At 42.1% G+C, this 25,587-nt stretch carries 23 protein-coding genes and 2 pseudogenes; 11 read left to right on the top strand and 14 right to left on the bottom strand.

From position 1 onward, the window contains the following. Positions 1–206 (bottom strand): annotated as a pseudogene (locus tag VB693_RS29045) (hypothetical protein); the annotation flags it as partial. Between the two features lie 173 nt (positions 207–379). Between VB693_RS29045 and VB693_RS12255 the strand changes: the two are divergent. From VB693_RS12255 to VB693_RS12265, 3 genes are all read left to right on the top strand, one after another. Then, the gene (locus tag VB693_RS12255) at positions 380–685 is read left to right on the top strand and encodes an aminotransferase class V-fold PLP-dependent enzyme (RefSeq protein ID WP_323266515.1); all 306 of its coding nucleotides are present in this window, start codon (positions 380–382) and stop codon (positions 683–685) included. 7 nt (positions 686–692) lie between these two features. Next, a complete protein-coding gene (locus tag VB693_RS12260; RefSeq protein WP_323266516.1) occupies positions 693–986 on the top strand; it encodes a hypothetical protein in 294 nt (97 codons plus the stop codon). Positions 987–1,078: 92 nt separating this feature from the next. After that, positions 1,079–6,352, top strand: a complete 5,274-nt coding sequence (locus tag VB693_RS12265; RefSeq protein ID WP_323266517.1) for an eIF2A-related protein — start codon at positions 1,079–1,081, stop codon at positions 6,350–6,352. Positions 6,353–6,562: 210 nt separating this feature from the next. Here the strand turns inward: VB693_RS12265 and pyk are convergent, their stop codons facing one another. Beyond that, positions 6,563–8,332: a pyruvate kinase gene (pyk, locus tag VB693_RS12270; RefSeq protein WP_323266518.1), complete on the bottom strand. Its 1,770-nt coding sequence runs from the start codon at positions 8,330–8,332 to the stop codon at positions 6,563–6,565. A gap of 361 nt (positions 8,333–8,693) precedes the next feature. Between pyk and crtR the strand changes: the two genes are divergently transcribed. Continuing rightward, the gene (gene crtR, locus VB693_RS12275) at positions 8,694–9,584 is read left to right on the top strand and encodes a beta-carotene hydroxylase (protein WP_323266519.1); all 891 of its coding nucleotides are present in this window, start codon (positions 8,694–8,696) and stop codon (positions 9,582–9,584) included. A 43-nt stretch (positions 9,585–9,627) separates the two neighbouring features. Here the strand turns inward: crtR and VB693_RS12280 are convergent. From VB693_RS12280 to VB693_RS12300, 5 genes and pseudogenes are all read right to left on the bottom strand, one after another. Further along, a pseudogene (locus VB693_RS12280) lies at positions 9,628–9,872 on the bottom strand (hypothetical protein). After that, on the bottom strand, positions 9,869–10,087 hold the full coding sequence (locus tag VB693_RS12285; protein ID WP_323266520.1) for a hypothetical protein: 219 nt from the start codon (positions 10,085–10,087) through the stop codon (positions 9,869–9,871). Before VB693_RS12285 ends, VB693_RS12280 begins: the two are co-directional and overlap by 4 nt. A 16-nt stretch (positions 10,088–10,103) precedes the next feature. Further along, positions 10,104–10,505 (bottom strand): chorismate mutase, encoded by a 402-nt coding sequence (gene aroH / locus VB693_RS12290; protein ID WP_323266521.1) that lies wholly within the window; start codon positions 10,503–10,505, stop codon positions 10,104–10,106. A 184-nt stretch (positions 10,506–10,689) separates the two neighbouring features. Continuing rightward, entirely contained in the window at positions 10,690–11,511 is an 822-nt protein-coding gene (gene sppA / locus VB693_RS12295) for a signal peptide peptidase SppA (RefSeq protein ID WP_190699154.1), read from the bottom strand. 457 nt (positions 11,512–11,968) lie between these two features. Next, a complete protein-coding gene (locus tag VB693_RS12300; RefSeq protein WP_190699151.1) occupies positions 11,969–12,265 on the bottom strand; it encodes a hypothetical protein in 297 nt (98 codons plus the stop codon). Positions 12,266–12,871: 606 nt separating this feature from the next. Here VB693_RS12300 and VB693_RS12305 point away from each other — a divergent pair. From VB693_RS12305 to VB693_RS12320, 4 genes are all read left to right on the top strand, one after another. After that, positions 12,872–13,669 (top strand): MlaE family lipid ABC transporter permease subunit, encoded by a 798-nt coding sequence (locus VB693_RS12305; protein WP_190699150.1) that lies wholly within the window; start codon positions 12,872–12,874, stop codon positions 13,667–13,669. A gap of 133 nt (positions 13,670–13,802) precedes the next feature. Beyond that, entirely contained in the window at positions 13,803–14,189 is a 387-nt protein-coding gene (locus VB693_RS12310; RefSeq protein ID WP_416233388.1) for a DUF3119 family protein, read from the top strand. 168 nt (positions 14,190–14,357) lie between these two features. Then, complete coding sequence (locus VB693_RS12315; RefSeq protein ID WP_323266523.1) at positions 14,358–15,587, top strand: DUF3086 domain-containing protein; 1,230 nt, start codon at positions 14,358–14,360, stop codon at positions 15,585–15,587. Between the two features lie 66 nt (positions 15,588–15,653). Then, positions 15,654–16,313 carry a Uma2 family endonuclease gene (locus tag VB693_RS12320; protein WP_323266524.1) on the top strand — a complete coding sequence of 220 codons (660 nt, stop codon included), beginning with the start codon at positions 15,654–15,656 and terminating at the stop codon, positions 16,311–16,313. Between the two features lie 47 nt (positions 16,314–16,360). Here VB693_RS12320 and VB693_RS12325 read toward each other — a convergent pair whose 3' ends face one another. The 3 genes from VB693_RS12325 to VB693_RS12335 form a co-directional block, all read right to left on the bottom strand. After that, positions 16,361–16,669 (bottom strand): hypothetical protein, encoded by a 309-nt coding sequence (locus VB693_RS12325; RefSeq protein WP_323266525.1) that lies wholly within the window; start codon positions 16,667–16,669, stop codon positions 16,361–16,363. Beyond that, positions 16,659–16,955 (bottom strand): BrnT family toxin, encoded by a 297-nt coding sequence (locus VB693_RS12330; RefSeq protein WP_323266526.1) that lies wholly within the window; start codon positions 16,953–16,955, stop codon positions 16,659–16,661. The genes VB693_RS12325 and VB693_RS12330 overlap by 11 nt, the downstream gene beginning before the upstream one ends. 546 nt (positions 16,956–17,501) lie before the next feature. Beyond that, the gene (locus tag VB693_RS12335) at positions 17,502–17,636 is read right to left on the bottom strand and encodes a hypothetical protein (RefSeq protein WP_323266527.1); all 135 of its coding nucleotides are present in this window, start codon (positions 17,634–17,636) and stop codon (positions 17,502–17,504) included. A 245-nt stretch (positions 17,637–17,881) separates the two neighbouring features. Here VB693_RS12335 and VB693_RS12340 point away from each other — a divergent pair, with 245 nt between their 5' ends. The 3 genes from VB693_RS12340 to plsY all read left to right on the top strand — a co-directional run bounded on the left by VB693_RS12340 (position 17,882) and on the right by plsY (position 20,202). After that, positions 17,882–18,475: an EF-hand domain-containing protein gene (locus tag VB693_RS12340; RefSeq protein ID WP_114083411.1), complete on the top strand. Its 594-nt coding sequence runs from the start codon at positions 17,882–17,884 to the stop codon at positions 18,473–18,475. A 380-nt stretch (positions 18,476–18,855) separates the two neighbouring features. Continuing rightward, on the top strand, positions 18,856–19,278 hold the full coding sequence (locus VB693_RS12345) for a cupin domain-containing protein (protein WP_323266528.1): 423 nt from the start codon (positions 18,856–18,858) through the stop codon (positions 19,276–19,278). 243 nt (positions 19,279–19,521) lie between these two features. Next, positions 19,522–20,202, top strand: a complete 681-nt coding sequence (gene plsY, locus VB693_RS12350; RefSeq protein ID WP_323266529.1) for a glycerol-3-phosphate 1-O-acyltransferase PlsY — start codon at positions 19,522–19,524, stop codon at positions 20,200–20,202. A gap of 86 nt (positions 20,203–20,288) precedes the next feature. On the opposite strand, the gene VB693_RS12355 is transcribed toward plsY, so the two are convergent. The 4 genes from VB693_RS12355 to VB693_RS12370 all read right to left on the bottom strand — a co-directional run bounded on the left by VB693_RS12355 (position 20,289) and on the right by VB693_RS12370 (position 25,000). Then, entirely contained in the window at positions 20,289–20,798 is a 510-nt protein-coding gene (locus tag VB693_RS12355; RefSeq protein WP_323266530.1) for a DUF2382 domain-containing protein, read from the bottom strand. 93 nt (positions 20,799–20,891) lie between these two features. Next, a complete protein-coding gene (locus VB693_RS12360) occupies positions 20,892–21,779 on the bottom strand; it encodes a DUF2382 domain-containing protein (protein ID WP_323266531.1) in 888 nt (295 codons plus the stop codon). Positions 21,780–21,983: 204 nt separating this feature from the next. Further along, positions 21,984–22,802: a DUF2382 domain-containing protein gene (locus VB693_RS12365; protein WP_323266532.1), complete on the bottom strand. Its 819-nt coding sequence runs from the start codon at positions 22,800–22,802 to the stop codon at positions 21,984–21,986. 278 nt (positions 22,803–23,080) lie between these two features. Further along, positions 23,081–25,000, bottom strand: coding sequence for a transketolase (locus VB693_RS12370; protein ID WP_323266533.1), 1,920 nt, complete (start codon positions 24,998–25,000; stop codon positions 23,081–23,083). Positions 25,001–25,587: the final 587 nt, after the last annotated feature.

Consider the following 25,587-nt stretch of genomic DNA (forward strand, 5'->3'; position numbering starts at 1 on the left):
GAAGCTTTCATTGTTCGGGTAGACAAAACAAAGCGTTTTTCAAGCTTACCGTTATCACGCTTCAAGTAATACCAAGAAACAGTAACAGGAAACTTTAAACCAAATAGATAAACCTGTGTTTCCCCAGTGGAACACAAAGCCGTTTTAGATACCTGCAAAGCATTAGCCAAAAAAGGACTAGCGGAAATTATTTGCTTAAAAGTCAATCAACAGGCGCAGATAGATTTAGAACATCTAGAAAAAGTCTGCGGTGAAGGGGGCTTCCTTAATTTGTGTGATGGCTGCTAACAACGAAGTAGGGACAATTTACCCCATAGAAAAAATTGGCGTGATCGCCTCCTCCCACCATATCCCTTTTTTATGCGATGCATCCTAAGCCGTGGGGAAAATTCCCCTCAACTTCCAAGACTGGGGAATTACCTATCTAGCTATTTCTGGACATAAACTCTATGCACCCAAAGGTGTTGGTGCATTAGTAGTCAGAAAAAATCATCATCTCCCACCGATGATTTACGGTGGTGGACATGAACAGGGACTCAGATCAGGTACACTCAATGTCCCCGGAACCGCTGATTTAGGGGAAGCTTGCAGATTGAGAGGTTTGGAGATGGAAACAGATGAAAGTAACATTGTAATTTTGCGATCGCAAGCAACTACAAAACGTTCTACAATCAAACATTCCTAACCTAGTGGTGAATGGAGACATCAACCACCGTTTATCAGGTAACTTACATATTTCTGTCCCTGACATTCCGAATAGTGCCATCATTGCTAGAGTGCGCCACCAGTTAGCGATTTCTACAGGTGCGGCTTGTTCATCAGGTGTTGTTGCACCCTCTCACGTTCTACAAGCGATGAATCTGTCAGAGAATATAATTGAAGGTGCGTTAAGAATTGGTATTGGTAAATTTACAACTAAAGCAGAAATCAACAAAGCATCCTCTGTGATCATCAATGCAGTCAATGCAATTCATCAAATTCGATAAACAGCAATGTTACTTATTGCATAAAAATGCAGTGGCAAACCTAGCAAATGAATGAATATTAGAATTGACTTGTCCCCAGTCCCTAACTAAAAATGCCCCGCGCCGTTGCTACCAGTAGTTCCAATCAAACTAAAACCACAATCACCTCGAAACTGTGGTTACTACTGGTGGGAGTCAACCAATACCAGGATGCACAACTGCCATGTCTGCGTTACTCCGCAGTGGATTGTCAGGTATTAGCAGAAGCTTTAACAGGTGCAACTCAAGAACAATTCTTGCAAAAAGAAATTAATATTTACCATGACTTCGCTACCGAATCGCCATTGTTAGTTAATATTCGCGATCGCTTACAGCAAGTTACGACATCGGCTCAACCTACCGATACAATATTATTTTATTTTTCTGGACACGGAATATTACACCCCAATACACAACAAGCATTTTTATGTTTGGCAGATACACAAAAAGATAACTTAGAAAATACAGGTTTAGCTGTTAAAGAATTGCTAGAGTTTTTAAGTAATAGCGGTGTTCAAAATCAGATAGTTTGGCTCGATGCTTGTCATAGTGGAGGCATGACTTTACGAGGGCTAAATCCTACACCGCAATTAGTGGCAGTTTTACAACAACGCGCTGCTAAAAGTAAAGGGTTTTACGCCTTACTTTCTTGCGACACAGACCAACAATCATGGGAGTTTCCTGAACTGGGACATGGGGTATTTACTTATTATTTAATGCGGGGATTACGGGGGGATGCAGCTGATCATCAAGGAATGATTTCGGCTGATGGCTTATATCGCTACGTTTATCACCAAACACTGCAATATATAGATAAAACCAACCAACAATTAAGATTAATTAACCAACAGAAACGCGGTAAAGGCGATACAGAACTTTATAGTGAATATCCCTTACAAACACCCAAGCGGATTGTCGAAGGAGTTGGGGAGTTAATTATAGGAAAAATTCCGGCGATCGCGGAATCTATTCCCCCTAGAAAAGCATTAGTAATTGAAGGTATTATCGGCTCACAAATAGCCATAGATTTTAGTAAAGTATTGGGGAGTGCGGGAGCTTTTGAATTAGAATATTTACCTCGCACTGCTAATACAACGGCTCAAAATATCCGCGAAAGCATCAAAGAATGTTTGCGTTCTAGCAATCAAATACAGAAATATCAGACTGAAGAATCCATTACAATACTACTATATCTGCGGGGACGACTAGAAGAAACCCCCACAGGAGAAGCAGCATTAGTTTTATTAGATGATATTTGGTTGAGTCGTGCTTGGCTTAGACAACAGTTACGCCGTTCTGCGGTGACACAACAAATTATTATCTTAGATTGTCCAGTCGGGACGCATAGTGTATCGTTGCCAGACTGGATAGAAGACTTACAATTAAACTCGACTACAGGACAATGTATTATTGCGGCGACTAGTCCCAAAACCAACCCAGAATTATTTGCTCAAGCACTGATAGAGACAATAAAAGCTGCTTCTGTCTCTAATGGTTTATCAGTAGCAACTTGGATTACCCAATTACAAATTCATCTAGCAGAACAGCCGCAAATAAACGGATCTTTACCCTTGCATATTTGGCTATCAGGTACACAAGGCGTCATCGAAATTATCCCCGCAACCACTGGTACACAAAACCGTCAAAAATCCGCAGCTTTAGATTTAAAAATTTGTCCTTATCGTGGCTTGAAAGCCTTTGGCGAAGAAGATTCTCAATATTTTTACGGGAGAGAATCCTTAACTCAGCAGTTAATTGCTCACATTGCACACAAATCATTTTTAGCCTTAGTCGGTGCATCTGGTAGCGGTAAATCCTCCGTTGTCCAAGCAGGATTAATTTCTCAACTACGTTTAGGAAAACAATTACCTAATAGTGATTCCTGGTTAGTTAAAACCATCCGTCCCGGCGCACGTCCTTTGGAGGCTTTGGCGCGACGCTTGGAAACAGGGGAGCAGGGGAGCAAAGGGGACAAGGGGGACAAGGTAGAAAATTCTTCTTGGTCTTTACCTTCTATTTCCTCCTCCCCAGTCCCTAATCCCCAATCCCCCCACCTCCTCCTAGAAGCCATGCTTTACCAAGGGGTAGAAGGCTTTGTTTACTGGTTGCGTAGTCGTCCAGAGCCGATGGTTGTTTTGGTGGTTGATCAGTTTGAAGAATTATTCACCCTTGCACCGGCTGAAGATAGACAGCGATTTTTAGAATTGGTGTTGGGAGCGATAGAATACGCCTCTGATAAGTTTAAGTTGGTGGTGACTGTTAGAGCAGACTTTATCGCCGCTTGTTTGGAAGTACCCCCACTGGCTAATTTATTGCAGCAGTCTAGTGTATTAGTTCCACCGAATTTGAGTGATGATGACTACCGCCGTGTCATTATCAACCCAGCCGAACAGGTGGGGTTAAAAGTTGAGTCGGGATTGGTAGAAATTTTACTCCAGGAGTTAAACCACTCGGCGGGAGATTTACCCCTGTTGGAATTTGTCTTAGAACAGTTATGGGAATATCGCCAAGCAGGAGAATTAACCCTGACAGCCTATCAGCAACAAATTGGCGGTATTAAAGGCGCATTGGAACGCAAAGCACAGGAAGTTTACGAAAATTTAGATTCAGAAGCGAAAGAATGCGCTAGATGGATTTTTCTTTCACTGACACAGTTAGGGGAAGGGACAGAAGACACTAGACGCAGAGTAATGAAATCTGAGTTAGTTGTGAGGAAATATCCCGATGAACTAGTAGAAAGAACACTTTCGGCGTTAACTGCGGCGAAGTTGGTAGTGGTGAATTTGGAGGAAGAGGGACTGGGGATTGGGGACAAGAACACAAAGGGAGTAGGGGAAGCAGGGGAAGCAGGGGAAGAAAAATACAATGCTCACTCACTACTCAATACTCCCAACTCCCAACTCCCAACTCCCTTAGTCACCATTGAAGTAGCGCACGAAATCCTCATTCGTCACTGGTCAACGTTGCGCTGGTGGTTGGAAGAAAATCGTAGTAGACTGCGATCGCAACGTCAAATTGAACAAGCAGCAGCTCTGTGGAAACAAAATCATCAACAATCAGATTTTTTATTACACGGTGTTCGTCTAGCTGAAGCTGAAGAAATTTACGTTAAATATACAGATGAATTATCTGTTGATGTGCAAAATTTTATTGCTGCTTGTTTAGATGCTCGCCAACAACAACAATTAGAACAAAAAAAGCGACTCCGACAAGCTCAAAAAGCTATAGCTATCATTAGTGTTTTGGGAATCGCTGCTAGTGGTTTTGGCGGTTTAGCTTATGTCCAAAAACGCTCGGCGCAGTTACGAGAAATTGCCGCTTTAAATGCTTCTTCTGAGGCGTTTTTATTATCTCATCAACAATTAGAAAGTGTCATGGCTAGCGTCAAAGCTAGACGAGAACTTAAACAAGTTTTTGCTCCAACTAAAGATATACAAATCACAACAGCCGCAACTTTTCAGCAAGCTATTAATAACACTCAAGAAATTAATCGTTTCCCCGGACATAATCAACAGGTCAACAGTATAGTTTTTCATCCCAGGGGTAAAATTTTAGCTTCTGCTAGCGATGACCGCACAATCAAAATTTGGTCTACAGATGGGCGATTAATTGAAACTATCGTACATCAACAAAGATTAACTGCGATCGCTTTTAGTGTAGATGGTAAATATCTAGCTGCTGCTAGTGCGGATCATCATATAAAAATCTATAATTTTGATCCTGCTTGTTTAAACTTAAATAGCTTAAAAGACTGTACTAAACTTATCAAAAATATTATCGGACATACAGATATTGTTACTGATGTTAATTTCAGTCCAGATGGTAAAATTATTGCCACTGCCAGTTTAGATAAAACAATAAAGTTATGGCGTACAGATAACGGTAAATTAATTAATAGTTGGAATGCTCATAATGGCTGGGTAAACTCTGTTGCTTTTAGTCCAGATGGTAAAATGATTGCCTCTGGTGGTGAAGATAATTTATTAAAACTTTGGCGCACAGATAATGGCGCATTAATTCAAACTGTTCCAGGACACACTGCTCGGATTACCTGTGTTAAATTTAGCCATAATGGTAAATTTATCGCTTCTGCCAGTGGTGACAAAACTATTAAACTGTGGAATTATGAGGGGAAACTATTACAAACTCTAGCAGCGCACAATGACCAAGTTAATCACATTAATTTTAGTCCGGATAATCAAATTTTAGCTTCTGCAAGTGCTGACCGGACTATTAAACTCTGGCAATTAGATGGTAAATTACTAAAAACTATTCAAGGACATGGCGAACAAGTTAAAGATATAACATTTAGTCCAGATGGTAAATATATTGCTTCTGGTAGTAGTGATAAAACCATTAAATTTTGGCAAGTCAAAGCTGATAAAACAGATGAAGCAAACCATGTTCAAGAGGTAAAATTTACGCCTGATGGTAAAACTTTTATCTCTGGTGGTTGGGATGGTAAAGTAACTATTTGGCAACGAACGCAAATTTTGAATGCGTCACCAATAATTGAATTTACAGCCCATCAAGATATGATTCAAGCTGTGGGTATTAGTTCTGATGGTAAAATTTTAGCAACAGCCAGTGCTGATAAAACTATTAAAATTTGGCATATTCAAACACAGCAATTACTCCAAACATTAACGGGACATCAAGACAGAGTTACTAGTATTAGCTTTAGCCCAGATAACCAGATGATAGCAACAGCCAGTGCTGATAAAACTATCAAAATATGGCAACTATTAGAGGGTCAATTATTAAGCACTATCACAGGACATAATGATGAAGTAACTAGTATTGATATTAGCCCTGATGGAAAACTTTTAGCTTCCGGTAGTGCTGACAATACAGTGAAAATTTGGCAACTTACTGACGGTAAGCTACTTAAAGATTTACAGGGACACGGTTTAGCGATCGCATCTGTAAAATTCAGCCCCGATGGTAAAATATTAGCCTCCGCCAGTTGGGACAATACCATCAAACTTTGGCAAATACCAGACGGGAAGTTAATACAAACTCTCACCGGACATACAGACGGCGTAACCAGCCTCAGTTTTACACCAGATAGTCAAATCCTCACGTCGGGTAGTGCCGACAATACAATCAAATTCTGGGATATTACCAACGGTAAATTACTCACAACTTTCTCAGGACATCCAGGGAAAGTGAATAGTGTTAGTTTTAGCCCCGATGCTAAAGTCTTGGTGAGTGGTGGTGAAGATGCTGGGGTGATGCTGTGGAACTTGGATTTAGATAATTTGATGCAGCAGGGATGCTCCCGCATCAGCAATTATCTTCAGCATAACGGGAATATTAGCTCAAGCGATCGCGCTATTTGCCAATAAACCACTCATGGTTCAGCCTTGATGATTGGATTGATTCTCTACCAGAACCTAAAAAGTTAAATGTCACTGAGGGCTAATAGTCTATCAAGTTAGTTTTGACGGTTCGTAGTCAGGACTTTAGTCCTGATTTTTCTAATTTTCAACCTACCCTTCATAATTCGTAGTTCATAATTACGAATTACGAATTACGAATTACAAACTACGAATTATTTAAGGTGTTCCCACTGCGCCAGAGTAAATTAAACCCCGTTGTAAATCCATAGTAAGAATTGCCCCATCACGAATTACCTGTGTGGCTTTCTTCACACCCACAATCACAGGCACACCCAAGCGTAAACCAATCACGGCTGCGTGACTAGTAAGACTTTCATCCTCAGTAATAATCCCGCCGGCTTTGCGAATGGCATCCACATAATCAGCACCGGTGCGCGATGCCACCAAAATATCACCAGGGTTAAAGTTACTGGAATCCATACCTGTGTGAGCAACCCTAGCACGACCACTGATTGAACCTTGTCCCAGTCCAATACCCTGTCCGAGTATGGCTGTCACCACTTCAACCTTAATCAAATCTGTTGAGCCGGAAACCCCTTGGAGTGTACCAGCCGTCATCACTACCAAATCACCCTCAAACAGCAACTTATGCTCCTGAGCCACATTAATCGCGGCTTGGAATGTTTGACCAGCAGAAGGTAATTCTAATACCAGTAAAGGCTTAACTCCCCATACCATCTGTAACTGTCGTGCCACATTGACGTGGGGTGTCACTGCCAAAATCGGCGTATGAGGACGAAACTTCGATACGTTGCGAGCGGTTGCTCCAGTTTGGGTTAAGGTCATAATTGCTGCTGCTCCCAATTGTTCAGCAATTTGCCCTACAGCTTGGCTAATAGCATTGGGGATAGAACGGCGATTATCTCGCAGTTGCCGTAATTTTGCACTATTATCTTCTTCCTGCTCGATGCGTTCCGCAATGCGTGCCATTGTCGCCACTGCTTCTACAGCGTAACTACCCACAGCCGTTTCATTGGAAAGCATGACTGCATCTGTACCATCTAAAATCGCATTGGCTACGTCTGACACTTCCGCGCGAGTGGGACGAGGGTTACTCACCATGCTGTCTAACATTTGCGTAGCGGTGATGATGGGAATCCCCAAACGGTTAGCTGTGGCAATTAACCGCTTTTGTAGTATCGGTACATCTTCGGCTGGTAGTTCTACACCTAAGTCACCTCTAGCCACCATGACACCATCACATAAAGCTAGAACTGCTTCCATTTGTTCGATAGCTTCATGCTTTTCAATCTTGGCAACAACAGGTACTTGCTTACCAGTGCTGGAAATTAGCTCTTTAATTTCGATAATGTCCTGGGGGTTGCGAACAAAGGACAATGCTACCCAATCGACACCCTGGTCTAAACCGAACATCAGATCCTCTCGGTCTTTGTCGGTCATGGCTTTAATCGAAAGGTAAACACCAGGGAAGTTTACACCTTTATTGTTAGATAACTTACCAGCAACGGTGATACGACAATGTAAATCACCTTTATCGCGGTTGATATCCTCCACCACCATTTCTACTCGACCATCATCGAGGAGAATTTTTGCACCCACAGGGACTTCATCCGCCAAATAATCGTAGGTGACACAACTAATTTCTTGGCAACCAACAACTGGGCGATTTGTCAAGGTGAAGCGATCGCCTTTAGCTAAAACTATAGACCCGTTCTCAAACTTTCCTAAGCGAATTTTTGGCCCTTGCAAGTCTTGGAGAATTGCCACTGGCTGATTTAGTTCAAAAGCGGTTTGCCGAATTAGGCGAATACTACGCTGATGGTCGGCATGAGAGCCGTGGGAGAAGTTGAGCCGCAGCGTTGTTGCACCCGCTTCAATAATGGCTTTCAGCATTTCTGGGCTGCTAGTGGCGGGGCCAATTGTAGCAACAATTTTTGTCCGGCGTACAGAATCTCTTAATTGCATAGGGGCTGATTCTAGGGAGCTATTTAGTGAGTCATAGTAAGGTGAGGGGCATTTTGCAGTCACTGTTATATCTGTGACTCCAACATCGCCAGAGGTAGTAAAACTGTGGGACAGAGTAGATATCGTACACCAATCTGTGTTCCCTCTCCCTCACTGAGAGATTTTTACATCAAGCTTATTCGTTATGCGGATAGCACACCCTCATCAGCAAAGACTGGAGTCTTGTCTGGAATGATAGCGTTATTCATCCACTAATCGGTAACGATGTAGATAAATCTTGCTATACAAAACCTTATAAAAGTTTATTATTCACTAATCTTTGTCGTATATTCGTAATGATTCGATCAAAAAGGAGATAGTAATGCTCACATTGGAGGCACAGCAACCACTAAAAATCCCACCCAAGGAATTTTTAACGCCTCCTGGTGATTTTAATCCCACGATGCTGTTATTTATGTCAGCTGTGGCAATGTTGGTAGTATCTAACTTTGGTTATTGGCTTTGGCAATGGCCACATTGGCTGTGCTTTGTCATTAATACCCTAGCTTTACATTGTGCAGGTACAGTGATTCACGATGCTTGTCATCAATCTGCTCACCGCAACCGGGTAATTAATGCCATGTTAGGTCATGGTAGCGCGTTGATATTAGCTTTTGCGTTTCCTGTGTTTACGCGGGTGCATTTACAGCATCATGCCCATGTCAATCATCCCAAAGATGACCCCGATCATTACGTCTCTACAGGCGGGCCGCTATGGTTGATTGCTGTGCGGTTTTTGTATCACGAAGTATTTTTCTTTCAACGTAAATTGTGGCGAAAAAATGAACTATTAGAGTGGTTTATTAGCCGCTTGATTGTGGTGGCAATTGTTTATATTTCTGTTCAGTATGACTTTTTAGGATATATTCTCAATTTTTGGTTCATTCCCGCTTTTATCGTGGGGATAGCACTGGGGTTATTTTTTGATTATCTACCCCATCGTCCCTTTGCAGAGCGCGATCGCTGGAAAAATGCCCGCGTCTACCCAGGGAAGCTGCTCAACATCTTGATTATGGGTCAAAATTACCATCTAATTCATCATTTGTGGCCTTCTATTCCCTGGTATAATTACCAACCTGCCTACTATGTAATGAAGCCGCTTTTAGATGAGAAAGGCTGTTACCAAACTTCAGGATTGTTGCAGAAAAAAGATTTCTTTGAATTTGTTTACGACATCTTTTTAGGAATTAGATTCCATCGCCACGAAGAATAGAGTGATTATTAAAGCGATCCTGTTACCGAGACAGCAACTGATCCTACCCTGAGTGTGAACCAACCCAAAACCAGATAATTGTATCTCCGATAACTGTCCAACTGCACGATAACTTTTGCTGATGCGAGCCGAGTAAATTGGTAGCTCTAGGTGTACTTTTTTAAAACATAGACTAGGATGACTCGGATTTTGCTTGAATAGCCGGTAAGCCTCACGGGTTTGCTCCCGAACTTGATCAGGCAAATCAGCAAATGCTTGGCGAAACTGGGCGTTTATACAGGACTTCACAAGGCATCTGGATCTAGTTCTTGTGTCTTACCTGCGTGATATTCAGCCATTGCTTCGGCTGCAAGTTTAGCAAGTAAATCTGGAGAACGGGCAAAAGCTTCATCCCACTGATGTTCATCTTCTAGTTCTACCAAAATCATTGCTGCGATCGCATTCTGTTCACTCAGAGGCAATGTTTTCAGTTTTTCTATAGCTTTTTCGAGTAATTCAGTCATATTTAAAGCCACTATTCTAAACTTTTGACTCTACTACTTGCTGCGGGGCTTGTAACGCTTGGGGTAAACTCCAATCAGGACGCAGTTTCTTAGCTTCCCGTAAATAAATATGATGAATGGGTGTGGAAGTGGGTATATAGGCGTGGATTAAAAAGCGAATGCAACGCTGTAAACTACCCTCGACGTGCATTTGCTGCACATCTAGCATAGCTACATTATCCCAACCAGGCCGAGGTCTTGCGATCGCAGCTGGAAAAATTGCATCTAAGTCCCGCGTCACAGAAAAAGTCACGCTAATCATGTCTTGTGGCTGGACTTGATTTCGTCTTTCCAGTTCGTCTAGTAGTTCTGTCACCGCGCCTCGCATGGCTTCCACTGTATTGTCTGAAACGGTTGTCGCTCCACGAATAGCTTGCATTCGCCACTCCACGCCAAAATCCTCCTGAATTAGTCATTAGTCATTGCACTTCGACTAGGCTCAGTGACCAGGCTGGGTATTGGGCATTGGGCATTACAGTTAGTTCCCCTCCTCTGCTTTTCCCTGTCACCTGTCACCTGTCACCTGTCACCTGTCACCTGTCACCTGCCACCTATTCTCTTCTTTAAGGTCTATATAACCACAATGGCAAACCACTAGTAGACATTTCAAATTCTAGCCAATCAACACCTGCACCTAGTCTTGAAGAAACTTGACGACTTCCAGGTAAAATCCGACTTAACAGGGGTTTTCGTTCCTCTAGGGTATGGCAGGGTGTTTTCTCTGGATCAAGTCCAACTAACTCGGCTGTCCAACGACGGGCTTCTTCTTCTGTTCCTAGACGGTCTACTACACCCAATTCTAAGGCTTGCTGCCCGGTGAAAATCCGTCCATCAGCAAAACTTTTAACTTTTTCTACCGCTAAAGACCTTCCCTCTGCTACAGTCTGGACAAACTGCTGATAGCTGGTGTCAATCAACTCTTGTAATATGTCTTGTTCTGGGTCGGTTAGTTGCCGATCAAATGCCAAAATATCTTTGTAAGGGCCGGACTTAATAACCTTGAAGGAAACACCAATCTTTTCTAGCAGGCGTTCTAAGTTATTACCACGCAGAATTACACCAATGCTACCCGTGATAGTTCCAGGGTTAGCCATGATGTGTTCTGCACCCATACCAATGTACACACCACCCGAAGCAGAAATATTACCAAAACTGGCGACAATCTTGATTTTTTCCCGTAATCGCTTCAGTGCGCTGTAAATTTCCTGAGAATCCCCAACTGTCCCTCCAGGGCTATCGATGCGTAGCAGTAAAGCTGGAAATTTCTTTTCTTCGACAGTTTTTAATGCTTCTAGTACCCGTTTGCGTGTAGCACTAGCGATCGCACCTGTAATTTCAATTCGAGCAATTTGTTTACGAAACTTGGACTTAAACGGCCAAACCATGAGCAAATAATTAACCTAGTAATAATTTCAATATAAGTTGTCTGGCGAACAGATGACCCGACTTGATAAGTTATTTGAGTGCTGAGTAGTGTTAGCGGTAGCGCGGCGTTTAGCCGGTGCTGAGTAGTGAGTAGAAATACTAGTACAGCACGGCGGAAATAAAGATACCATTCTCAATCTTTCAAAGCCTTAAAATACAGAATTTTTGACTTTTGACTTTTGACTTCCGCGTAGCGGTGCTAGCCCATATTACAGCAAGGCTAAAATAGTGCAGAAAATGTATTAACTGGTAACTTATTGACCTGGTTAATTAATAATTATTAATAAATATAGCTAAAACTAACTTATCCATTCCTATACCAAATCAAGTCAGGACTAACAGAATCTTTAGTTGTGGCAACAATATTTTTGTGCCTTGCTCTTAGTCCATGAACATCTAAAACTAGCGATTTCATCACTAAGAGTCTATACGCAAAATTTGATAACGGTAGTAAACGTAAGTATCGAATAGCCCTCCGACAAAACCACAAGTCAGGCTAATCGCCAAAATCCCGTTCATAATAGACCCGTTACCAAAAATAGTGAGGAAATTTAATATTCCAGTAGCACTGATCGTAGCTAGCTCTTGCAATAGGGGAATATAGCCCCCAACCGCTAAAAATAGTAATACGCCGCCGATAACAACAAAAGGAGTCACGAAACTAAAAATAATCGTGAGCATCAAAGAGCGAAGATAGTTAGTAAAAGTAGTCATTTCAGACCAACTCCTAGAATCAAGTCAACAATAGCTAATTAGCCATACGTCCTTTTCTACAATACGTGCGATCGCTCCTCATCGCTCAATCTGTCAAAAATCTTAAGTTTTAATTAAAAAACATAGTCTCCTGCTACACTCAGCAAATCACTCTAAAACAGCGTAACAATCTCTCAAACCCCTATTAAACAAAGGTTATATTTCGAGTGATCGGGATGTTACAACTTTTAACGTGTTCATGAAAAGCTATGTTTCCTGAGAAAATCATTACAATAAGTTAATATTTTTTTGGGAATTTAGGGGACAAGTGACTGGCAATTTTAGATTTTGGATTGGGATTTTAGATTAAATCCCAATCCAAAAGACGCTCTCTACGTTCCCTGCGGGACGCTTCGCGTTCACGCAGTGTTCCGTTGGTGCAGCCTCTCTTAGAGAAGGAAACGCGGAGCGTGTCGTAGACAGACGCTGCGCTATTGCCAATCCAAAATCCACGTATTGAATTGTCTAATTATCCAGCCCAATTCCCCATCCATGTCCATTGACTATTGACTATTCCCTATTCCCTTTCGCTATTCTTAAGGCAGTCACTGAGTTAGCTATAGAACATTGAGTGAAACTACATCCAAATCCGGGTTAGGAACGTGGAGTCAGCGATTGCTGGCGGCGATTTTTTTGGGTGGACAAGCTATGGTTCACCTGCTGAGGGGTAAAATCCACTGGCGCAATACTAAAGAGCAAATGGCAGCCGTCGGGCCAGATTCCTTATTTATTGCCCTGTTAACTGCTATTTTTGTGGGCGCAGTATTTACCATTCAGGTAGCACGAGAGTTTATTAATTTCGGTGCGGGGAATCTTGTCGGTGGCGTGTTAGCAGTAGCATTGACACGAGAATTATCACCCGTGCTGACAGCAGTTATATTAGCAGGGCGTGTTGGTTCAGCATTCGCCGCAGAAATTGGCACTATGCGCGTCACAGAACAAATCGATGCCATGTTAATGCTCAGAACTGACCCCATTGATTATTTAGTTATCCCTCGCCTGCTAGCTTGCTGCTTAATGCTGCCAATTTTAACTCTTTTATCTTTGGTGACAGGAATGTTGGGAGGGTTGCTGATAGCGTCGAGTATGTATGGCATCTCCGACACAATGTTTTTAGACTCAGCCCGTAACCTTTTAGGTAGTTGGGATATTTTGAGTGCCATGATTAAAGCCTGTTGCTTTGGGATGTTCATCGCAGTGATTGGTTGTAGCTGGGGTTTGACTACCACAGGAGGAGCGAAAGGTGTGGGACAATCAACCACAACTGCTGTTGTCACCGCTTTGCTAATTATCTTTGTGAGCAACTTTTTCCTCTCCTGGATCATGTTTCAAGGAACAGGTGGTGCTTTGTTGCAAGGATTTTAAAAGTGCTGTAAAGCCCTGCGGGCATAGCTGCGCTTAGAGCGGAGCGGGGCGTGAGCAGTGTTTTGAGTAAGTTAACTGAACTCAGAGCTTTTACAATGGGAAAGTGTTTAGTAATCAAGCAGGACGAGAAACTGTGACCAGTTCAATTGCTCCCAACTTCACATCAACGGTGGAACTTAAGCCTAGTTACAATATCCCTGTAGTTCTGGTAATTACTGCTGTGCCAGTTATATTTGCGCAACCCTTACTAGGAGCAGTGTTGGCACTGTTGGGTTTATTTCTCTTATTTCAAACAGTGACGCTGCGCTTGCAATTTACCGCCACTGACTTAGATATTAAAAGAGGTGAAAAGCTGATTCGGCGTTTTCCTTATGGAGAATGGCAAAATTGGCGGATTTTTTGGAATCCAGTGCCTATATTGTTTTATTTTAAAGAAATTAACAGTATTCACTTTCTGCCAATTTTGTTTAACCCTCATACCCTCAGAGCTTGCTTGGAAGAGCGTTGTCCACGGATTTAGAAGCAACTGCTGTTAGCACAGTCCTAGATACAAGCCAGCTACGCGGAGTCTCTCTTATCCCGTGTTGATTAGTTTCGAGTTAGACTAATCAATCAGGAATTTTCGGGCAAGTCAATAGTATATTTCTAAAAGCTATTTATTCGTTTTATAGGGATTGCATTATAGTTTATGAACCCAGAGGAATCTCAAACCCCAGAACCGATTGATGAGTGGTTGGAACAAATCGAAGTAGAAAACCCTAAGCCAGAAAATCCAGAAAACCCATCTGGCGAGTCGGTTCTGGAAATAGCAGCCCAAACACCATCTGTTGAGCAGCCATCAGATGATACAAGTCCTGAACCTGTCGCTGATGCAGAAGTACCAGATGTGTTTGTTCAGCAGTTAGCAGGAGAAAATACAGCACTGGGTTCAGTCACAGAATCAGAACAACTCATTGCTGAACTCCAACGCACCGAAGCAGCCCTCAAAGCTGAAATAGCAACCCTGCAAACAACATACGACACTCTTCAGGGACAAATTAGAGAAACTCAAACGGCATTGGGAAAAGTAGTACAAGAGTCGTTAGCACAGCTAGAACAACGCAAACAAACCCTACAAATTTCTATAGAACAACTAGAACGCCGCCAAGAACGCATTCGTAATGAGATGCGAACTACTTTTGCTGGTACGTCTCAAGATTTAGCAATTCGGGTACAAGGTTTTAAAGACTATCTCACGGGTAGTTTACAAGATTTGGCAGCCGCCGCAGAGCAATTACAACTATTACCCCCTGTCACCGAAAGAGAAAAACCAGTTGCAGTTATCAAAGAAGCTAAACCTGCTGAACCCCAAGCAGGAACTCCCCAGTTTGCTCAACAGCAGTTTCAAGAGACAACCAAGCAGATTCGTCGCCTAATTGACCAATACCGCAACAAACCTGATTATTATGGGCCGGCTTGGCAATTACGCCGCACCTTTGAACCAGTCCACGCGGAACGAGTCGCTAATTGGTTTTTTAGCCAAGGAGGACGGGGTGCGTTGCGGACAATGGGTAGTCGCTTGCAGAATGTTTTGATTGCATCGGCGGCAATTTCGATATTACATAAACTGTATGGCGATCGCCTCCGTACCCTAGTTTTAGCTAACACTCCAGAACGTCTAGGTGAATGGCGACGGGGTTTACAAGATTGCCTGGGCATAAGTCGCCCAGATTTTGGGCCAGACAGGGGAGTAGTGTTATTTGAAACAGCAGAATCCCTAGCACAAAAAGCAGATCGCCTCGTTAAAACCAATCAATTACCCTTAATTCTCATTGATGATTCAGAGGAGCAAATCAGCCTGGGACTTCTGCAATTCCCTCTGTGGTTAGCTTTTGCCCCTGATCCCAAAACCATGAGAAATTATGATGATGATTTTTAGGTATTGGTAATAGATTGAACAAAAGTGTGGAACTAACCCCGAACAGTGAACGGTACGGAGGATAAAATGGTTGTTACACTGCAACTGCGTCAAATTGACGTTCAACCGGGGCAGTGCTTGACATTGCGGGATATTAGTTGGGCAGAGTTTGAAGCAATCTTAGATGAAATCGGAGAACATCGCGCTGCACGAGTCGCTTATTATCAAGGGGTGCTAGAGATTCGGATGCCGTTACCGGAACATGAAGTTACGAAGGAACTCATCGGTGACATGGTTAAGCTTTTACTGGATGAGTTAAAACTTGACTGGGAAGCTTACGGCTCAACTACATTTAAACGTTCAGAAATGTCAGCAGGTGTAGAACCAGATACCTGTTTCTATATCCAAAACGCTAGTAAAATGATTGGCAAGCGGCGGCTAGATTTGTCAGTTGATCCACCACCGGATTTAGCAATTGAAATCGATGTCACTTCCAAAACTCAGCTTTCAGCTTATGTAGCCTTGAGAGTACCTGAACTTTGGTGTTATGCAGATGGCAAATTACAGGTTTTTGTCTTGCATCAAGAAAAGTATATTGAGGTAGACACTAGTCCCATATTTGGGCAATTACCTGTAATTGAGGGAATATTGCAGTTTTTACCATTAAGTCTGACACAGGGGTATAGTACAGCGCGACGAGCATTTCGTCAGTGGTTGCGTGGAATGTTAACGGAATCAAGAGACTGACTTAGTTGACTAATTAAGAATAGTCTGTTTGTTTATGCCACGCTGTACTAGTGCGATGAGCTATGCTCATCGTATTTTTGTGCTATTTCCCTCAAAGCCTCGTCAATTACGTCATTATCAACACCATGACGTTTGAGACTGGCAATCAATGCAGAAAAGGGATCTCCTTCCAACCTCTCTAAATCTGCTCGTAACCCTTGACCAATATAAGCTCGGATTAAAGGTTGATAACCAGAAAAACCTAGCAATGGCGCAACTCTTTTCAGATCATCAATCACGTCTTCAGGCATCCTAATCGTTACAGTAGTCATCGGACGGTTTCGGTCTAATCTTTTTTTCAAATCCTCAAGTTTCATAGTATTCACGCTCCTTGCGTGTTGCTTTACGAGCCGAAATAATCCGAATCACATCGTTATCATGCTCTATATGAACCACATAGAGCAGATTCCACCGCTTGTCCAAACCAATTACAGCATCTCTTGCTTCATCATTACGGCTAGCATCAACGACAACGAAAAACGGGTCAAAGAATACTTCTGCTGCTTGTGGGAATGTTACGCCGTCATGTTTATTGGAATTGTGCCTAGCCTTATCATCATTCCAAACAAAAGTGATGCCATTCAGCAGGAAATAAACATCCATAGTTCTCAGTATAGACAAAGCGTATTTACTATGTAAATACATTTGTGGAGAAGATGCAAACAGGTGCGATGCTTTTCTCTACGAGACGCTATGCGACCGACCGACCGGAGGTCATCGCTTGTAAGTTAGATTATTGTGGGAGCAACGCGATTTTGTGAGGTCCTGAAATCTAGGACGTATATAGCTTGTTTCAGGATGCCATGGCTACGCCCGCCGCAGGCATCGCAACTAAAAAACCAGGTTCTGTTGAGAATATGGGGGCATAATTGAGAACTAAACCCCGATCTCACTTTTTCGCGTTGCTCCCGATTATTGTTTGCTTATCGTAGAGTAAGTGCTGACACTAATCTCAAACTTTAGCTATTATTCAACCCTCGTTAGTCAAAAACTGAAGTCAAAAGGAGTCAGTGCGTTGGGGAGACACTGCTTTGCGCGGGTTTCCCACACTGTAGTAAGTTGCCGACTTAAAGCAACTGACGTTCAAAAGTCTTGTCTTTGAACGCTTTGAATGATTGAGAATAGTCTGTTTGTTTATGCCGCGCTGTACTAGTGCGATGAGCTATGCTCATCGTATTTTTGTGCTACTTCCCTCAAAGCCTCGTCAATTACGTCATTATCAACACCATGACGTTTGAGACTGGCAATCAATGCAGAAAAGGGATCAGCATTTCTTGAACCCAATTCTACACCCCTGGTAGGTTAATCTTCTAGTAGTTAATTATACTCTCGTAAGAGTAATAAAAGAGCGTTAACTGTCCTTGCCTTTAAATGAAATTTAATTTGATATTTCTTCTTAACTGTCTTAACTGTCCTTGTTGTAAAAAAAATATTGTGAAATACTAACTATCAAATAAGTTCATCCGCGCGGAATAGTTGAACAGCAAAGTTGATACAACATTTCATGTATCATATAACGGAGATTAAATATGCCTCTTGTTGAAACTCAAGATTTGTTAGATCGAAAATTCGATGTTTGTTTTACTCATGCTGACGTGAACGGTAACGGCGTTCTAGAACAAGCTGATGTACTCGCTCTCGCCGCTCGTGTTGCTACTTATCTCGGCGAGCCTATGGGCAGTCCCAAAACACAGAAACTGTTCCAAACGTTTGAACACTTTTGGACTCATGTACAAGCCAAGATGGATGTTGATAACGATGGCCAAGTGACTCCGGAGGAATGGCGCAATGGCTTAAAGTCCTTCGCCGAAGATTCAGAAGCCTATAAATCAGCGTTCCATCCCCTTGCAAAAGCGATTTTCACAATCTGCGATCGAGACGACAACGGTTTCCTCGAACAAAGTGAGTTCGCCAAATTCCACCAAGCTTTTGGCTGTAAGGCGGCGAACAGCCAGCTAGCTTTCCAGAAGCTCGACAGCAACGGCAACGGACAGCTTACGGTCGATGAACTCCTGATCGCGTGGCAGGAATACTACACCAGTAGCGACCAAAATGCGGGAGGCAACTGGCTGTACGGCGACGTTTGGGACAATACAGTGGTTGTCGGCAGCAAGACAAGATGACCTACTCAAGCGTCGTTGCCACTGACGCGACCCAAGCTTGGGTAGTGTAACGATTCGCAAGAAATTCTGCCATATAGCTGAAAATCCTTACCTGAAAAGGTTTTCAGTTTTTAGCTATACGGTACTTATTAGTTATGAATCAACATTGCCTAGTTTGAGCCAATTTAGAAAATGTTTAATAACTATTCTTTGCAATCATCAGGGTTTTGGGCATTTCTCTGATGAGGTATCAGCTTCCCTTTTAAGCAATGAATAACTAGAATATCGCTCCTAAATAAATATTTTTTTAACTGTCTTAACTGTCCTTGTATTCTTATTTAGAGTCTGAGATGTTAAGAACTAATTTATTTTGAATAGTATAGTCTTTAGGGTGATAGTTTATGAGTTCTGAAAATTTAGATACTTGCATCTCACAGCAAGTGAGTAGTGTTGTAGTTGTTCAGGAGCCAGAAAGAATTTGTGATACAGATCATGGCTATGTTCGAGGCTGGGGTGTAACTGAAGAAACTGTCGGATCGAAGCACCTTAGTATGGCTCACGGCATAATTCCTCCAGGAGCAGGTGCAACCCCACACTACCATCCTTTTGAGACTGCGATATACATTATTACGGGAACGTGCAGAGTTTTGCTAGGTGTTGAGAATGATACATTTGTAGATATCAAAGCAGGCGATTTCCTCTATATTAAAACTGGTGTCGTGCATTGTCCGGTTAATTGCGGGCAGGAAGTGATGGAATATATCGTTGCCCGAAGTTCGCCACAAGAAATTTGTCTTTATCCTGACCAAACCAGAAAAACCTAGCAATGGCGCAACTCTTTTCAAATCATCAATCACGTCTTCAGGCATCCTGATCGTTACAGTAGTCATCGGACGGTTTCGGTCTAATCTTTTTTTAAAATCCTCAACTTTCATAGTATTCACGCTCCTTACGTGTTGCTTTACGAGCCGAAATAATCCGAATCACATCGTCATCACGCTCATAAAACTCTGGGGCGACTCAATATAGACTATTAACTATAAACTAATAACTTTTTTGAATTTCCTATGGCTGTTTGGTTAAGTTTGTCTGGTGCAGTCGTACTTATAGCTTACCTGTTGGGTTCTTTCCCTACAGGGTATATTGCTGTCAAACAACTTAAGGGTATTGATATCCGGGAAGTGGGTTCAGGCTCAACAGGCGCAACCAATGTTCTCAGAACTTTAGGTAAAGGTGCGGGAGCATTTGTTTTATTGATGGATTGCTTAAAAGGAGTATTAGCGATCGCTCTAGTCTACTATTTATTCAACTTCGCCTCTAGTCAAAATCTTATCCCCACCCCAGTAGACGTAAAAATTTGGCAACCTTGGCTAGTTACCTTAGTAGGTTTAGCCGCCATCTTGGGACACAGCAAGTCTATCTTTTTAGGGTTTACTGGTGGTAAATCTGTCGCTACCAGCTTGGGGATTTTGTTAGCGATGAGTTGGCAAGTGGGTTTGGCTACCTTGGGTGTGTTTGCGATTGTGGTAGCCATATCGCGGATTGTATCATTGAGTTCAATTATTGGCGCGATCGCAGTTTCTATCCTCATGACCATTTTCCACCAACCCTTACCCTATGTTTTGTTTGGTGTGGCGGGTGGGTTGTATGTCATTTTGCGCCACCGAGGTAATATTGAGCGGTTATTAGCTGGTACAGAACCAAAAATTGGTCAGAAGCTAGCCACTGAAACAGAAAATAACGCATAAGGCGTGAAATGAAAGAATCTAGTTTTCGGATGTGGTGAGAACGTTTAAGAAAGCGGGATTCTCAGTTTGTGAAATTAATTGTCAATTTATTTTTCAGTCTTTGGTAATTGACCTTTAGAACAACGGTCAAACCACTCTTGATATTTTTGCTGGTGTTCTTCGTTGTCTACAGAAATGGATACTAATACCTGCTGACAACCGTGGTTGCGTTCTAGAGCGATCGCATTCAATAATAAACTAGCTATCTTAGGAGACATAAAGCGGCCATTAACAGTTAAACCACTAACTTGACTAGTAAATTCTAGTCTTTCGCTTTGTGTTAACTCAACCCCAGTTATTTCCCCACAGCTTAAATCAATTTCTGCTAATTGCTTATGGTCTGGGGTAATTTGTTCTACGATTAGTTTCTCCCGTCGAACAGGAACTTGCACCATCGTTGTTTCGATAACTTTCCGAACAATGACTTCACCAATTTTTTGCTTACTGCTACCAACTACTAACTGTTCTTCCAGTAAGCGAATCAGTTTCTCTTCATCGTTTGTATGCTCTGATATTGTCTGATGATCAGATGTTTCTGATGTTAAATATTCAGTCATATAAATAATATGTGTAAATTTATTATACAAGTGTAGGTAAAGTTTAAAAACTATACCTGCACTTGTACTAAGTTGACCGAAGCTAATCAAAAATTAACGCTCTTCAACAGGAAGACCAGAAGTATTCACGTCTAACTCTTCACGGCGGATAGTATCTTCAGCTTGAACTGTGTCTTGCTCTACGACTTTTTTCACTCTGACTTCTTCCCGCACAACAGCTTCTTTGCGAATATCAGGGGTTTCTTCATGAAGTTCTACACGAGTTACTTCACCTTCACGGAAATTCGCTTCACCGGGAGAAACGGCTCTACCAGCATTTTCTGGTGTGACACGCTCAACTATAACTCGTTCTCTTTCTACAGGGACTGCAACCCGTGCAGTTTCCGTCTCAACGTGCTTACCAACGGTGACATCTCCGGTTTTTTGACGGCGTTTACTCGCAATTAACCGCTCTTCATATAATTTCATGGTTTCATGATGCGGTTCATGCAGTCCATACAAACTAGGTTCTTGTTCGTATCTATAAGTATCGCGGGTATGAGCAGGTGTAGTTCCTAATGGTGCTTCTACAGGTGTTCTTGTTTCTAAAGGTGTTGATGTATCTAAAGGTTGGGTGCGGTAACTGGGATTGCGATATACTCCACGCACTCGTTCTTCATAATCGTGATCTAAATTTAAACGTTCATCAAACTCTGGTAAGTTTTCGGCTTGTTCTCTGGTCATACCAACTGCATAAACGCGGTCTGTGCCGTGGTCAATGCGAGTGCGACCAACTGGTAATAAAACTTTCTTACCAAAGATCCAGAAACCTAGGTCAACAATTAGATAACGAAAATGTCCATCATCATCAACTAAAACATCGTTAACAGTGCCAATCTTTTCATTATTCCTTTCGGTGTAGACACCAAGACCTTTAATATCTTCGCCTTGCAATGTATCACGGTAATTTGGATCAAAATCTTCTAGTTTGTAAAGTACCATCTGCTTGAACCTCAAAATGTTATAACTTCTCTCATAGTTACTAACTTAAAGTTTAATGTGAGAGATTGCATCTTTCGTTTGAATGAATTACTCGGATGTAACAATATCAAAAGTGATATTTATTTAATTTGTAGTAATAGCTTTTCTTCTCAACCCTAAAGCTATTACTACAAACTTTGGATTATTTATCCTGAGTTACTTACCTCATTCTTGTGTCAATGTGGTATTCCCTGCTGTATCAATATCTAATTCTTCCCGACGAATGGTATCTTGAGCTTCTACGGTTTCTTGTTCAATGACTTTTTTTACTCTGACTTCTTCACGTACAAAAGCTTGCTTACGAATTTCAGGTGTTTCTTCGTAAAGTTCTATCCGTGCTACTTCTCCGCCTTGGAATTGAACTTCTTTTGGATCTACTATGGTATCTCCGGCTGTTTGTGGAACGCGTTCAATCACAACACGTTCTCTTTTAACAGGAACTGTAACTCTTTTCGTTTCGGTTTCAATATGTTTACCAACTGCTACTTCTCCTGTTTTCACTCGTTGTTTATTAGCAATCAAGCGTTCTTCATACAATCTGAAAGTTTGATGATATTGATCGTTTAAATTATATAAAGCAGGTTCTTGTTGGTAGCTATATTTTTCGCGGTCATAGCTTACATCACCAGTTTGCGGACGAAAAACATTACGAACTCTCTCTTCATAATCTTCATCTACTGCCAAGTGTTCGTGGTATTCCGGTAAATGTTCTACTTGTTGTTTGCTCAATCCGTCTACATAGACACGTTTGGCAGGATAATTGATGCGAGAAAGTCCAATTGGTAGTAATATTTTTTTATTAATTGAATCTAGATTGGTAGAAACAACTAGATAACGAAAGCGTCCATCATGGTCAACTAAAGCATCAGCAATTGAGCCAACTAACACTCCACCTTCAGTATATAGTTCTAAAGATTTAACATCAGCACCAGCAAAGGTTTCTCGATAGTTAGGGTCAAATTCTTCTAGTTTATAAAGAGGCATATTCTATTCCTAATTTATTAAAACAATATCTAATGCCATGCTATTTGATGGGTGAAAATGGCAAGATTTCAGCACACCGCTTTCTTGCGAAAAAGGGGTTCTCAGCTTTCACAAAATCATTGAGTAGGCTATACTCACCAGCATAAAAATCTTTTGTCTGGATTCCCTCTGGCTAGCGACTGAATTAGTCATGGGGGGTAGGGAGTAAGTTGGAAAATAAAGGACTGAAGTCCTCTCTACGTTCGCGGAGCGTGTCGTAGACAGACGCTACGCGAATACTACAAACTGGAGGGAGTGGCGATCGCCGCAGCAGTTCCTAAAGGTTGTCTAATTTGGGCTTTTATCGCCTCTACAATGGCATCAGCGTCAATTTTGGCAACATGAAGTAATTCTTCCGGCGTACCCGAACTGGGCAGATCACGCACCGCTAACTTGATTACTTGCAGTTGTGGCCCGTCATAACTAGAAATATCACCACTACCCGCAAAGGCATCTAGCACGGCTGCACCTAGTCCGCCTTCACTCCAATGGTCTTCGACAACTACCAAATTACCCTCTGTATCATGGGCGGCTTGATGCAGGGTTTGCACATCAATAGGTTTAACAGAGTAAGCATCAATAATGCGGACTGTAATCCCTTCATTTTTCAGGCGATCATAGGCTTTGAGTGCTTCATGTAAAGTAATCCCTGCACCAATCACCGTGGCTTGGTCTTGGTCGGAACTACGAATAACTTTACTTCCACCAATGGGGAACTGTTCATCTACACCATAGATAACTGGCGTGCTTTCCCGTGTAGTGCGGAGGTAGACTATACCATTGCGATCGCTCATTTGCTCTACTAACTGCGCTGTCTGATTGGCATCGCAGGGATATAAGACTGTGCTACCCCAAACAGCCCGAAACGCTGCTAAATCTTCCAATCCCATCTGAGAAGCACCATCTTGACCAATAGATACACCCGCATGAGAACCGACTAATCGAATATTGGCGCGGGAGACAGCCGCCATCCTCACAAAGTCATAAGCACGAGTTAAAAACGCCGCAAAGCTAGAAGCAAAGGGTTTGTAATTGCGGATTTGCAAACCTACAGCCGCCGCCACCATTTGCTGTTCGGCAATGTACATCTCAAAGTATCGTTCTGGGTAAGCTTCGGCGAAATCTTCAGCGTAAGTAGAATTGCTCACCTCTGCGTCCAGGGCGACTACTTGCGGTTGTGCAGCACCTAAAGCTTTCAGCGCATCACCATAGGCGCGGCGCGTTGCGACCGTTGTACCTTTGTTGTAATTAGGAAGTTGCAAAGGTTGGGGTGTGGCGATGGTTGCAGGCTGTGCTTGGGTTTCTGGTTTACTGACTGTGATTGTAATTTGGTGTTCACCACCTAATTGGGCGATCGCTTGTTTTTCTGCGTCGGGTTTTAAGGCTTTACCGTGCCAACCCCCCAAATCTTCCAGAGAACTTACGCCTTTACCCTTCTTGGTGCGGGCAATAATTACCGTGGGGCGATTGTTAATACTCACAGCCGCACTAAAAGCTTGATCAATTTCTATCAAATCGTGACCATCTATCTCAATTGCTTGCCAACCAAAAGCCCTAGCCCGATTAGCATAGGCTTGAGTGTTCCAGCCTAATTCTGTCTGACCCCGTTGACCAAGGCGATTAACATCAATGATGGCAATGAGATTATCTAGGGTATAGTGAGCCGCATGATCAAAAGCTTCCCAAACCGAACCTTCGGAGGTTTCACTATCACCTAATAATATCCAGACATTATAGGGTAGCTGATCTAAATACTTCCCAGCTAGAGCTAACCCCACACCAACGGGTAATCCCTGTCCTAACGAGCCAGTGGCGACATCAACCCAAGGTAAAACAGGTGTGGGATGGCCTTCTAGACGACTTCCTTTTTGTCGCAATGACAGCAATTCTGCATCAGTAATTATCCCAGCCGCTTTATACATAGAGTAAAGCAACGGTGCAGCGTGTCCTTTAGAGAGAATAAAGCGATCGTTATTGGGGTTGTGGGGATTGTCAAAATCGTAGTGGAGATAATTAGATAATAAAACCGCCATCAAATCTGCCGGCGACATTGAAGACGTAGGATGACCTGAACCAGCAATAGTTGTGGCGCGAATACTATCAATTCGCAATTGTTGCGCTAGTTCATGCCATTGGTGTAGCTGCTCCTGTGTGGTCATTGTTATTTACCTGGGTGAAAAGGAATAAGCTAAAGCTATAACAGTCAGCTTTGATTTCTGTATCCCTTACGGGAGCATAGCCATAATTACTTACGTAGGTAAGTGATAGGGAAGAAAGGATATGAGGTGTACTGAAGTTTTAAGCGCAAGTGCAGGCTACGCTAACAAAAATCAATAGAAGTGCTATAAATTGTCTTTGATATGCTAATAAAATGCAAAAAGCTGCAAAATTAAAGCATAATTTGGTAGAGAGACATCCAACATTATTGCGCTAATATTAACTGCTAAACTTTGCTATTTCAAAAATCAAATTTTGATTATTACTCAATGATTCATGCAAGTTTAGTTGAGACATACAGACTGAGCCTTGATAAAAGAAAAAATCAAAATTACCAGGAAATCTTTTAAGTTTGTCAAGAAAATAGCTTAAATAATGGCATTCAAATTAAACCAATATTATTATTGATAATTTGATAGCCAAGGGTTATATTGCTCTTCTTGAGTTAAATCTAAATAGTTGGAATGATAATTACTTCTTTCTAATGGAATAATCATTTTTTCCATCTCTAGGAAGACAAATATTCAGC

This window comes from Anabaena sp. UHCC 0399 (assembly GCF_034931465.1).
Lineage (GTDB): Bacteria > Cyanobacteriota > Cyanobacteriia > Cyanobacteriales > Nostocaceae > Trichormus > Trichormus minutissimus.